The organism is Paenibacillus ihumii, assembly GCF_001403875.1.
GTDB lineage: Bacteria > Bacillota > Bacilli > Paenibacillales > Paenibacillaceae > Fontibacillus > Fontibacillus ihumii.
Genome location: NZ_LN884296.1, coordinates 74,487 through 86,719 on the forward strand (window position 1 = coordinate 74,487; position 12,233 = coordinate 86,719).

Genomic DNA, 12,233 nt, shown 5'->3' on the forward strand with positions numbered 1-12,233 from the left:
AAGGACTGGAACTGCATACAAGTGAGAATGCCGGTATGAGTAACGAAAAGATCAGTGAGAATCTGATCCGCCGAAAGCCCAAGGTTTCCTGAGGAAGGTTCGTCCGCTCAGGGTAAGTCGGGACCTAAGGCGAGGCCGAAAGGCGTAGTCGAAGGACAACAGGTTGAAATTCCTGTACCACCGTAATCCGCTATGAGCGATGGGGTGACGCAGTAGGGTAGTGACGCGAGCTGATGGATGCTCGTCCAAGCAGTGAGGCTGATGTGTAGGCAAATCCGCACATCGTTAAGGCTGGGCTGTGATGGGGAGGGAAAATTTACAGTACCGAAGGTCATGATCTCACACTGCCAAGAAAAGCCTCTAGCCAGGAGAAGGTGCCCGTACCGCAAACCGACACAGGTAGGCGAGAAGAGAATTCTAAGGCGCGCGGAAGAACTCTCGTTAAGGAACTCGGCAAAATGACCCCGTAACTTTGGGAGAAGGGGTGCCCCGGTAGTGTGAATAGCACGAGGGGGCCGCAGTGAAAAGGCCCAAGCGACTGTTTAGCAAAAACACAGGTCTGTGCGAAGCCGTAAGGCGAAGTATACGGGCTGACGCCTGCCCGGTGCTGGAAGGTTAAGGGGAGCGGTTAGGGGTAACCCGAAGCTGTGAACCGAAGCCCCAGTAAACGGCGGCCGTAACTATAACGGTCCTAAGGTAGCGAAATTCCTTGTCAGGTAAATTCTGACCCGCACGAATGGCGTAACGACTTGGGCGCTGTCTCAACGAGAGATCCGGTGAAATTTTAATACCTGTGAAGATGCAGGTTACCCGCGACAAGACGGAAAGACCCCATGGAGCTTTACTACAGCTTGATATTGAACTTTGATGCGATTTGTACAGGATAGGTGGGAGCCTAGGAATCCGGAGCGCCAGCTTCGGTGGAGGCGCCGTTGGGATACCACCCTGATCGTATCGAAGTTCTAACCTGGGACCGTGATCCGGTTCGGGGACAGTGTCAGGCGGGTAGTTTGACTGGGGCGGTCGCCTCCTAAAGAGTAACGGAGGCGCCCCAAGGTTCCCTCAGAATGGTTGGAAATCATTCGCAGAGTGCAAAGGCAAAAGGGAGCTTGACTGCGAGACTGACAAGTCGAGCAGGGACGAAAGTCGGGCTTAGTGATCCGGTGGTACCGCATGGAAGGGCCATCGCTCAACGGATAAAAGCTACCCTGGGGATAACAGGCTTATCTCCCCCAAGAGTCCACATCGACGGGGAGGTTTGGCACCTCGATGTCGGCTCATCGCATCCTGGGGCTGAAGTAGGTCCCAAGGGTTGGGCTGTTCGCCCATTAAAGCGGTACGCGAGCTGGGTTCAGAACGTCGTGAGACAGTTCGGTCCCTATCTGTCGTGGGCGTAGGAAATTTGAGAGGAGCTGTCCTTAGTACGAGAGGACCGGGATGGACGCACCGCTGGTGTACCAGTTGTTCCGCCAGGAGCATAGCTGGGTAGCTACGTGCGGATGGGATAAACGCTGAAAGCATCTAAGCGTGAAGCCCTCCTCAAGATGAGATTTCCCAATTAGTAAGACCCCTTGAAGACGACGAGGTTGATAGGCCTGAGGTGGAAGTGCAGCAATGTATGGAGCTGACAGGTACTAATCGGTCGAGGGCTTATCCAAAAATACCCCAATAGTGGGGGCTAACACGCAAATGAAGTTTCGTATCCAGTTTTCAGGTGATCAAACATCTGAATATGTTTGGTGGCAATGGCGGAGGGGTTCCACGCGTACCCATCTCGAACACGACCGTTAAGCCCTCCAGCGCCGATGGTACTTGGACCGCAGGGTCCTGGGAGAGTAGGACGTCGCCAAGCAAACTGAAGAAGCACTGTTGATATGTTGAATATCGGCAGTGCTTCTTTATGTATCGTGGGGTTTTCAAGCGTTCAATTAGCTGGTGAAATTTAACGGATAAGAGATCCGCAATTGGCTGGTTTTTCGCGAAAATCGCGAGTTAACGGACTGAGAGGACGTTATTTACCCTAAATGGCCTGGATGGGCCTCGTTTTTGCTCGAATAGGGTCTCCTGTGTCCGTTAATTTTTGAAAAAGGCGTTTTTTCGTAAAATAGCGGAACCCGGGTCCGTAAGACCTGAGTGGTGTCACCACTTACAAAGAACCTCCGGAATTTTGATATACCGCATTCGTGTACGAAACATCGAATACATAAGTGAGCACCAAAGATAACAGTTCTAACGTCAAAGTTTCAAAATCCATGGACCAAACGCTATCGTATCGAGTGATATGCCGAAGGCAGGACCAAATGTTACTATATCGACTATCCAAGATCAAGCATCGGGTCACCAAACGCTGCAGTATCGATCAGCTATGCACCAAGCACTAGTTACCAAACGTTACCGACCGGCCAACATGTCTAATCGCCATTTCGCCGAACGTTACTGTATCGCCAACCATGACTAAGCGCCAGGCGCTACCAAATGCTGCCGCATCAGCCATTGATGTTCCAAATAGCAGGCGCTATTTCAGAACTACCCAGCACACCAACCACACACCAGCCACACACCAGCCACACACTTGTCAGAGTGCTAAGTTCTGCAGCCAATAGACAAAGGGAAATGGCTAGTTGCGAACTTGGCCAGTCGTTGTCCTAGGAATGTGTTATTAATTTCATCGCCGATAAAGTGTTACCTAAACAGCCAAACTCTTAGCAGCGACGTACAATTGTACATTGAATCTCTACAACTCCTTAAACAAGAACCAAAAAAATTTAGGGGTTACCGTATCGATATTGGCAATTTTATCGTTTATATAGGTAAATAAAGAAAAGGCGATTGCGCAATGGAGGTGTGACGCAGAATGGGCAGCAGACCCGCAAGAATTCAGCGAGCAGAGGACTATTCTTCCGCCGGAGAGTTTTATTTTGAGAAGAAACGAGTTAATTTCCTTAAATGGTTTGATGCGTATCAAATGGCGCTGTGGCAATATTGCCGCTCCCTGGCCGGCGCATCCTGGGAGGCCGATGATCTTGCTCAAGAAACATGGATGAAGGTGTGGAGAATCTCTCTGGAAAAGGGTTCGAGCTTTAGTGTTAATAAATCGTATCTGTATAGGATAGCTAATCATTTATGGATTGATCGGCATCGTAAAAATAAAGCTGTCGCCGATTCATATTCAGCGGGCCCCTCAGTGCCCGTTGAGATGCAGGAAAATACGGTAGATACGGAATCCCTGTGGATGGCTATGGAGACGATTGTAAACCGCCTTCCTGTCAATCAGCGAATTACGTTGCTGCTAATAGACGTTTTTCGTTATACGGCTGCAGAAACGGCGGAGATGCTCTCTACGACAGAAGGAGCAGTAAAGGCTTTGCTTCACCGGGCTCGTACGAAGCTTAGACGCCAGCAAGAAGAATCGGAGGACGATCATACTTCCCGGGAAGGAAAAAGAGAAGAATCTTCTCAAGGAGCACTGCTCAATGAACAGGTCGTTTATGCCTACCTTAAGGCCTTTCGCGAACAAAACACAGGCGCCCTGCTGATGCTTATGAATGAGTCAATCGCGTTGGATCAGATGCCGCCGCCAGTAGTTTTAAAGCGTGGGGAGTTCACTCGTCACGAGAAAGGTTCCCATATCAGAGACTCTTTCCACTCGATGACATGGGCAGCAGCATAAATCACCCAGAGTTTTCTCTAAAGTGCTCTAAAGTGCTCTAAAGTGTCCTAAAACGCTCTAAATCAAAGTAATCTTGCGCTGTAAAACTGCTCCTACCCTAAATCTACCCTAAACCTGTTCTAGACCTGCCCTGAGGCTACTCTAGAACCACGCTTGAAGCTGTACTAAAACCGCTCAAAAGCCGTTTAAACCTAACCGCAGCCCAACTGCTTGTTGCCAAAGCTGCAGATTTGTGTACCGCGCAACAGCTCCCAGCGTGCCGGGTTCGCCGTGTGACGGCACCGGCAGCGCGTTATCAATATCTAGGAGGTATCGCCTATGAGTACATTCATTCCGTACGTGATTGAACAGACGAACCGCGGAGAACGTTCGTATGATATTTATTCCAGGCTGCTGAAGGATCGTATCGTATTTCTCGGTTCCGCAATCGATGATCAGGTGGCTAACAGCATAACTGCGCAAATGCTTTTGCTTGCTGCAGAGGATCCTGAGAAGGACATACATTTCTACATTAACAGCCCGGGCGGTTCGACTTCAGCAGGATTCGCAATTTACGATACGATGCAGTACATTAAGCCCGATGTCCAGACGATCTGCTCGGGGATGGCGGCTTCCTTTGCAGCTATATTGCTGCTATCCGGGACTAAGGGTAAACGGTTTGCTCTGCCGAACAGCGAAGTGATGATTCATCAACCCCATGGGGGTGTTCAAGGGCAGGCCAGCGATATTGAGATCAGCGCCAAACGGATCCTCCGCACTCGGGAAAGATTAAATGCTATTGCCGCTGAGCATACCGGACAGTCATTGGAGCGTATAGCCAAAGATATGGATAGGGATTATTTTATGTCGGCGGAAGAGGCCGTTGAATACGGTGTCATTGACCAGGTGATTTCAAGAGTCGGTTAACATTAAATCGTGAGATTAGGGCGTTGTCCAATAAGGGCAATGCCTTCTTTGTGTATACGATGCGTTAGATTATGGAGGGGGTGGAATGATTTTTGTGTTAAAAGGGCATCAATAGATCAGCGACGAAAGCTGCTGGCAGAAGGTTTGTAGTCCTCCTGAGGACATTCGTATGCCTGAGAAAGTCTGGCGGTATTTCCTAACGCTTATTCTTGACAGGCTATAGGCCCTTTGCTAAGATGGCAATAATATATTTTCGTAAGTGTCTTTCCGGCCTTGATATATAAGGGAAATCGGTCGACGAGGAATAGAAAATAAGGAGGAAAAACTAAGGTGTGGGAAAGTAAATTTGATAAAGAAGGCTTAACATTTGATGACGTTCTGCTCGTCCCTCGCAAATCGGAGGTGCTTCCGAAAGAGGTTAGCCTGGTTACGAAATTAAGCGACAAAGTTAAGCTGAATATGCCGCTGATCAGCGCCGGGATGGATACGGTAACGGAAGCGGCTATGGCAATAGCCATGGCGCGCGAAGGCGGCATCGGTATCATTCATAAGAATATGCCGGTAGAGCAGCAAGCGGAAGAAGTGGACCGGGTAAAACGCTCGGAGAGCGGTGTTATCACGAATCCGTTCTCTCTTACGCCGGATCATCTGGTATCGGATGCAGAGGATTTGATGGGCAAGTACCGGATTTCGGGTGTTCCTATCGTGAATGAGGAGCAAAAACTAGTCGGTATCCTTACGAACCGTGACCTGCGCTTTGTTCATGACTACAACATTAAGATCCGCGAGGTCATGACGCATGAGAATCTGGTAACGGCTCCTGTAGGAACGACGCTTCAGGAAGCGGAAGGCATTCTGCAGCAGCATAAGATCGAGAAGCTGCCGCTGGTAGATGACTCCAATACGCTTAAAGGCCTGATTACGATCAAAGATATCGAGAAGGCCATTCAGTTCCCGAACGCGGCGAAGGATGAGCAGGGCAGATTGCTCGTCGGAGCTGCTATCGGCGTATCCTCAGATACCTTTGTTCGGGCCGAGGCCCTTGTAAAAGCAGGCGTGGATGTCATTACGGTCGATTCCGCACACGGGCATCACATCAACATCCTGGATACGGTTCGCGAGCTTCGCAAGCGGTACCCGGAACTCACTATCATCGCCGGCAACGTAGCGACCGGAGAGGCAACCCGCGATTTGATCGAGGCGGGGGCTTCAGTTGTCAAAGTCGGTATCGGTCCGGGTTCGATTTGTACGACCCGCGTCATTGCTGGAATCGGTGTACCGCAGATTACCGCGGTATACGACTGTGCGACCGTAGCACGGGAATATGGCATTCCGATCATTGCGGACGGAGGCATCAAATACTCCGGGGAGATTACGAAGGCTATAGCAGCCGGAGCGCATGCGGTTATGCTGGGAAGCCTGCTTGCCGGTACGGAAGAAAGCCCAGGCGAATCGGAGATTTATCAAGGGCGCCGTTTTAAAGTGTATAGAGGGATGGGTTCCCTTGGCGCGATGAAGCAAGGCAGTAAGGACCGTTACTTCCAAGATGACGACAAGAAGCTGGTACCAGAAGGTATTGAAGGGCGCGTCGCTTACAAAGGGCCTTTGTCCGATACAGTTCATCAGCTGCTGGGCGGTCTGCGTTCAGGTATGGGGTATTGCGGTACGGCAACTCTGGACGAGCTTCGCAACGATACGAAGTTTATCCGTATTACCGGGGCAGGCCTTCGCGAGAGCCACCCGCATGATGTGCAAATTACGAAGGAAGCGCCGAACTATTCCTTGTAGTATATTGACCACACCACTAATTTCCATCACAGGCTGGGCGAATTCTGCCCGGCCTGTCTTTTTTTGCGTATTCTGCTGTGATAGAATAGATAAAGCAATCGAACGAGTATATGAGGGGAGCTTTAAGAGCATTGAAACTGAAAGAAAAGAAACCAAGACCATCCAAACGTCAAATCCTTCGTAAAAGCGTCGCCTCTGTTCTGTTACTGAATATGTTATACCTATCTATGGTACCGGCGGCCGCGCTTGCTGAAGGACAGCAAACCGAAGCTACGTCTACCAAGCCTGTAGTTGAGCAAAGCAACTCTAGCATTCCATCTGTAGAATCGCTTGAGCTTCAAGTTAAATCCGCGATATTAATGGAGCCGGTATCCGGCCAAATTCTATTAAATGTAAATGGGGACACTCCGCTTCCTCCAGCAAGCATGACCAAGATGATGACGGAATACATCGTTGCGGATTTAGTAAAGCAAGGGAAGTTTAGCTGGGATGATGTAGTTACCGTGCGGGAGAATGCATCCAAGACGATCGGTTCACGGATTTTCCTGGCGCAGGGAGACCAGCACACGATTCGGGAGCTTTACATTGCTATGGCAGTTGGTTCCGCTAACGATGCAACCGTAGCGCTGGCGGAGCATGTCGCAGGCTCTGAGCAGGCCTTTGTCAAAATGATGAATGACGAGGCTCAGCGCATGGGAATGAAGAATACTTATTTTGCCAACTCTACGGGTCTGGATATTAAAGATATGCCGAAGGAATTTCAGCCGGACAATGACAAGGAAACCGTTATGTCTGCAATGGATGCGGCGATTCTGGCCAAGTACATCGTAACGGATCACCCAGACTTTACAGAATTTACAACGATCCAGCAGTACAAGTTCCGGGAGCGGGATAAGGCTCCAATGGTGAACTGGAACTACATGCTCGAAGCGAATAAGAATGTAACCAACTTCAAGCAATTTGCCTATGAGGGACTGGACGGGTTGAAGACGGGACACACCTCGAGAGCAGGCAGCTGCTTTACCGGTACGGCCGAACGGGACGGGATGCGTTTGATCAGCGTGGTGATGGGCACTCAAGCGACAAAGACCATGAAGGCCGAGGACGTCCGGTTCGTCGAGACACGCAAAGTGCTGGACTACGGGTTTAACAACTTTGAGATCAAGCAAGTCGTCGCTCCTAAGACGACGGTAGAAGGCGCGGAGACGGTCACCGTGAAGAAGGCGAAGAATGTAGACGTGCCAGTCGTTACGGATCAAGGCGTTAGCTTTGTGATTCCGAAGGGTGCAGATATGAGCAGTTTGCAAGCAACGGTGTCCATGAACGAGGATACCGCTCTAGTTGCCCCTCTGAAGCAGGGAACGGAGGTTGGTACAGTTACGTACTCTTATAAAGTTCCGGGCTCTGACGAACCTGTAGAGAAGACCGTGAAGCTGATTACCGCACAGGATGCGGAGAAGGCAAATTGGTTCAAGCTGCTCCTGCGTGCGATCGGGGACTTTTTCAAGGATCTGTTTAATGGGATCAAGAACCTTTTCTAATCCGTGAAGTATAAATCCCGAGTAAATGGGTTGTATATTTAGCGTAAATATTGTAAAATATCAAGTTAGATTATCGCTTGTAATATGGAGACGGAAGTAATGTTTACGGGGACAAGATCTTGTGCTAAGGCCTCGTAACATGGGGATATATTTAGATTAATTCGGGAGGCGTGGACATGGAAACAGGAACATCACGTGTAAAAAGAGGTATGGCCGAAATGCAAAAAGGCGGCGTCATTATGGACGTCATGAATGCGGAGCAGGCAAAGATCGCCGAAGCGGCTGGAGCAACGGCCGTCATGGCTTTGGAGCGCGTTCCTTCTGATATTCGTGCGGCTGGCGGGGTAGCCCGGATGGCTGATCCTACGATTATTGAAGAAGTGATGAAAGTGGTTTCCATTCCGGTCATGGCCAAAGCGCGGATCGGACATTACGTGGAAGCGAAAGTTTTAGAGTCTCTCGGGGTAGACTATTTGGATGAGAGTGAAGTATTGACGCCGGCGGACGAGGTGTTCCACATTGACAAGCGTGAGTTCACCGTTCCATTTGTCTGCGGAGCGAAGGATCTTGGTGAAGCGCTGCGCCGCATCAGCGAAGGCGCTTCTATGATTCGTACGAAAGGCGAGCCGGGAACAGGCAACATTGTTGAAGCTGTGCGCCATATGCGCCTGATCAACAGCCAAATCCGTTCCGTACAGAATATGTCGAAGGATGAGCTGTATGCTGAAGCTAAGAACCTGGGGGTATCCTATGAGCTGCTGCTTGAGGTTCATGAGAACGGCAAACTGCCTGTAGTGAACTTTGCAGCGGGCGGCGTAGCTACTCCAGCTGATGCTGCTCTAATGATGCATCTTGGCGCTGATGGTGTCTTCGTGGGCTCCGGTATTTTTAAGTCCGAGAATCCGGAGAAGTTCGCTCGCGCAATCGTTGAAGCTACAACGCATTACACGGATTACAAGCTGATTGCCGAGGTATCGAAGAATCTGGGTACACCTATGAAGGGCATCGAGATTTCCAAATTGTCTGCAGCTGAACGTATGTCGGATCGCGGCTGGTAATTGGCATAAGGCTATTCTTTTTGAGTCAGATAGAAGGAAGGTTTCTCCATGAAGGTGGGAGTACTAGCGCTGCAAGGCGCAGTTGCGGAACATATTCGAAGCATTGAGAGCGCGGGAGCTGAGGGCGTTGTTGTAAAGCAGCCTGAACAGCTCCTGGATATCGATGGATTGATCATCCCAGGAGGGGAGAGCACAACCATCGGCAAGCTCATGAGAAAGTACGGATTTATAGAAGCGATTCAACAATTTTCCGGCGAAGGGAAGCCTCTCTTTGGTACCTGTGCTGGTCTGATTGTGATGGCGAAGAAGATCGAGAGCGGAGAAGAGCCTCATCTGGGCGTTATGGACATCAGCGTATCGCGTAACGCGTTTGGACGCCAGCGGGAGAGCTTTGAGACCGACCTGGAAGTAAAGGGCTTGGAGGAGCCGCTTCGCGCGGTATTTATCCGTGCGCCGCTTATTACGGCGGTCGGCGATGGCGTCGAGGTATTGTCCACCTATAACGATGAGATCGTGACTGCACGCCAGGGGCATTTGCTCGTGTCGTCGTTTCATCCGGAATTGACGGACGATGTCTCGCTTCATAGATATTTCACTGAAATGATTCAGGCAAGCAAATCGGCTGATAAGTAAAGGGCTGATCAGACACCTTGACTCTTTCCCAAGGGTTAAGGTTTGTTTGGTTTAAACGGAGGACGCCACAGTTCTCTGGTGATCCCATAGTGGCCTGCCTTATGCAGCTGAGCAGTAAATCGCGTAAGGCGCCGGGGATGATTCTAGGAGGGACAACCCATGTTAGATGTAAAAATAATGCGAAATGATTTCGAGCGCGTTGAGAAGGCGCTGAAGGACAGAGGTAAGTCGCTGGAGCTGATATCAGGCTTCGCCCCGCTGGACGGCAAACGCCGCGAATTGCTGCAGGAGAGCGAGTCGCTGAAGAACCGTCGCAACATGGTATCGGTTGAAGTGGCCAAGCTCAAGAAGAATAAGGAAAATGCTGATGAACTGATTATTGAAATGCGCGAGGTTGGCGACCGGATTAAAGAACTGGATGACGAAGTCCGGGCCCTAGAGGCGCAGATCGATGAGCTGATGCTTGCGATTCCTAACATTCCCCATGCAGATGTGCCGGTAGGCGCTTCCGAAGAGGAGAACGTGGAGATTCGCCGCTGGAGCGAGCCTCGGGAGTTCGGTTTTACGCCTAAAGCTCATTGGGACATCGCAGCAGACCTGGGTATCCTAGATTTTGAGGCTGGTGCCAAGGTAGCGGGCTCAAGATTTACTTTTTATAAGGGACTTGGGGCGCGTCTTGAACGTGCATTGATCAACTTCATGATGGATTTGCACAGCAACGAGCATGGGTATGAGGAGATGCTGCCGCCTTATATCGTCAATCAGGACAGCCTTTATGGAACCGGCCAGCTGCCGAAGTTCGAAGAGGATCTATTCAAGCTGACGGAGAATGGCTACTATTTAATCCCAACGGCAGAGGTGCCGGTAACGAATTTTCATCGGGATGAGATTCTGAGTGTAGAGGATCTGCCTCGGAATTATGTGGCTTACAGCTCTTGCTTCCGTTCTGAAGCGGGGGCAGCTGGGCGTGATACACGCGGTTTGATCCGCCAGCACCAGTTCAACAAGGTTGAGATGATCAAGATCGTTCACCCGGAGCAATCCTATGAAGAGTTGGAGAAAATGACAGCGAATGCTGAGCGCGTCCTGCAGCTGCTAAAGCTCCCATACCGCGTGCTGGAGCTCTGTACGGGCGATCTTGGGTTTACCGCGGCTAAGACATACGACTTGGAGGTATGGCTCCCGGAAGCGGGTGCTTATCGTGAAATTTCCTCTTGCTCTAACGTAGAGGAATTCCAGGCCCGCCGCGCGAATATACGCTTCCGCCCAGATGCTAAGGCGAAGCCTGAGTTCGTGCATACTTTAAATGGTTCGGGGCTTGCTGTAGGGCGTACGGTTGCTGCAATTCTTGAGAACTATCAAATGGAAGACGGCCGTGTAGAAATACCGGAGGTTCTTCGTCCATACATGGGGAATATTGAATATATTTCCAGTGGAAAATAACTTGCGAACGAGTTCACTCTATGGTAGAATCTGATTTGTTACGCTAATCAGATTCACTTTTTGGAGAGGTACCGAAGCGGTCATAACGGGGCGGTCTTGAAAACCGTTAGGGTGCAAGCCCACGTGGGTTCGAATCCCACCCTCTCCGCCATACTTATTTAGAACCAGCGATGGTTCGTGAAGGTTGGTTACGTTAGGATTACTATCGCAGTATCGACCGTAGGGAGAGTATCCCATACCCTCTCCGCTTACTTATTTTGAACCCGAAATGGTTCGTTGGGGCATCGGCTTCGCTAGGGATTACCTTATATTATCAATTAATTGGACCGCTTCCTGATTAGGGGGCGGTTTTTTGATGTTACTTTGCAGGGGAGGGGCGAGTTGTGGCGGGCACTAATGAGTAGATCCATCGATTAATCTGATCAATCAACTCTATAATTGGCTAGATAAATTGGGCGACGAGCTGCGGGCAGTTTCTGAAAAGAGGCCGTCATCTGACATCTGCGTACATGAGATTTTAAATTGCCCAGACGTTTACGGACCCTGGTTCCGCTATTCAGCAAAATAGCTGCTAAAATTTAAATTAACGGACCGTGGTTCCGCTATTGTGCTAAAAATGCTTGGAAACATGCTTATAAAGGGGGAATAGCGGATTCTAGGTCCGGTAGCCTTTCCAAATCCCACCAAACAGGTGTAATAACGTACCTGGTGTCCGTTAAGCTGGAGCACCACCGTAGTGCCCCTCCCCAAGAGCACCTCCCCCTCAGAGTACCTTATCTAGAGTACCTCGACATATAGTGCCTCCGTATAGAGCACCACCATCACATAGAGCTTCTCCCTCAGAGCACCGCCCAAAGAGTGACTATAGAGCACCCCCACCACATGTAGCCCCTCTACATAAAGCATATTGACATATAGCCCCTCGACATAGCCCCTCGACATAGCCCCTCGACATAGCTCCCTCGACATAGCTCCCTCCACATAGTTCCCCTTCACATAGAGCCCCTGACATAGAGCACCTTCACATAGAACATTTCCCTTAACCTATTCACCTAAAGAGGAATAAAATTCTAAGAAGTGCAGAACGCCGAAAGAAGCGAACGAAATTTTGGACTATTGCAAGTGAATGCCTTGAATGGCGATTAAATTGTTAGATTTACGAGGGATAGTTCAATATACCTAAATTATCTTGTT

8 protein-coding genes, 1 tRNA gene and 2 rRNA genes (1 of these 11 only partly in view) are annotated in these 12,233 nt (G+C 50.0%); 10 read left to right on the top strand and 1 reads right to left on the bottom strand.

The genetic code is table 11. The annotated features are described in order from the left end of the window. From BN2762_RS02240 to BN2762_RS02285, 10 genes are all read left to right on the top strand, one after another. Positions 1–1,658, top strand: a 23S ribosomal RNA gene (locus BN2762_RS02240); it begins 1,272 nt to the left of the window's first position. A gap of 77 nt (positions 1,659–1,735) precedes the next feature. Further along, a 5S ribosomal RNA gene (gene rrf / locus BN2762_RS02245) occupies positions 1,736–1,852 on the top strand. Between the two features lie 1,002 nt (positions 1,853–2,854). Next, a complete protein-coding gene (locus tag BN2762_RS02250) occupies positions 2,855–3,670 on the top strand; it encodes an RNA polymerase sigma factor (protein WP_055105422.1) in 816 nt (271 codons plus the stop codon). A 318-nt stretch (positions 3,671–3,988) separates the two neighbouring features. Next, entirely contained in the window at positions 3,989–4,576 is a 588-nt protein-coding gene (gene clpP, locus BN2762_RS02255) for an ATP-dependent Clp endopeptidase proteolytic subunit ClpP (protein ID WP_055105423.1), read from the top strand. Positions 4,577–4,906: 330 nt separating this feature from the next. Beyond that, a complete protein-coding gene (guaB, locus tag BN2762_RS02260; protein WP_055105424.1) occupies positions 4,907–6,364 on the top strand; it encodes an IMP dehydrogenase in 1,458 nt (485 codons plus the stop codon). A 110-nt stretch (positions 6,365–6,474) separates the two neighbouring features. Continuing rightward, positions 6,475–7,905: a D-alanyl-D-alanine carboxypeptidase family protein gene (locus BN2762_RS02265; RefSeq protein ID WP_392391553.1), complete on the top strand. Its 1,431-nt coding sequence runs from the start codon at positions 6,475–6,477 to the stop codon at positions 7,903–7,905. A gap of 176 nt (positions 7,906–8,081) precedes the next feature. After that, entirely contained in the window at positions 8,082–8,963 is an 882-nt protein-coding gene (pdxS, locus tag BN2762_RS02270) for a pyridoxal 5'-phosphate synthase lyase subunit PdxS (protein WP_055105425.1), read from the top strand. Between the two features lie 48 nt (positions 8,964–9,011). Next, positions 9,012–9,596, top strand: coding sequence for a pyridoxal 5'-phosphate synthase glutaminase subunit PdxT (pdxT, locus tag BN2762_RS02275; protein ID WP_055105426.1), 585 nt, complete (start codon positions 9,012–9,014; stop codon positions 9,594–9,596). 159 nt (positions 9,597–9,755) lie between these two features. Then, positions 9,756–11,039 carry a serine--tRNA ligase gene (serS, locus tag BN2762_RS02280; protein WP_055105427.1) on the top strand — a complete coding sequence of 428 codons (1,284 nt, stop codon included), beginning with the start codon at positions 9,756–9,758 and terminating at the stop codon, positions 11,037–11,039. A gap of 62 nt (positions 11,040–11,101) precedes the next feature. Then, a tRNA-Ser gene (locus BN2762_RS02285) sits at positions 11,102–11,190 on the top strand. 626 nt (positions 11,191–11,816) lie between these two features. Here BN2762_RS02285 and BN2762_RS27440 read toward each other — a convergent pair. After that, positions 11,817–11,981, bottom strand: a complete 165-nt coding sequence (locus BN2762_RS27440) for a hypothetical protein (RefSeq protein WP_222861008.1) — start codon at positions 11,979–11,981, stop codon at positions 11,817–11,819. Between the last annotated feature and the right edge of the window lie 252 nt (positions 11,982–12,233).

Bases quoted from the DNA above. Each gene is read 5' to 3' on its own strand.
- BN2762_RS02265 (WP_392391553.1), top strand. From the start codon at position 6,475: ATGAGGGGAGCTTTAAGAGCATTGAAACTGAAAGAAAAGAAACCAAGA.
- pdxS (WP_055105425.1), top strand. From the start codon at position 8,082: ATGGAAACAGGAACATCACGTGTAAAAAGAGGTATGGCCGAAATGCAA.
- clpP (WP_055105423.1), top strand. From the start codon at position 3,989: ATGAGTACATTCATTCCGTACGTGATTGAACAGACGAACCGCGGAGAA.
- serS (WP_055105427.1), top strand. From the start codon at position 9,756: ATGTTAGATGTAAAAATAATGCGAAATGATTTCGAGCGCGTTGAGAAG.
- BN2762_RS27440 (WP_222861008.1), bottom strand. From the start codon at position 11,981: ATGTCGAGGGGCTATGTCGAGGGGCTATATGTCAATATGCTTTATGTA.
- BN2762_RS02250 (WP_055105422.1), top strand. From the start codon at position 2,855: ATGGGCAGCAGACCCGCAAGAATTCAGCGAGCAGAGGACTATTCTTCC.
- pdxT (WP_055105426.1), top strand. From the start codon at position 9,012: ATGAAGGTGGGAGTACTAGCGCTGCAAGGCGCAGTTGCGGAACATATT.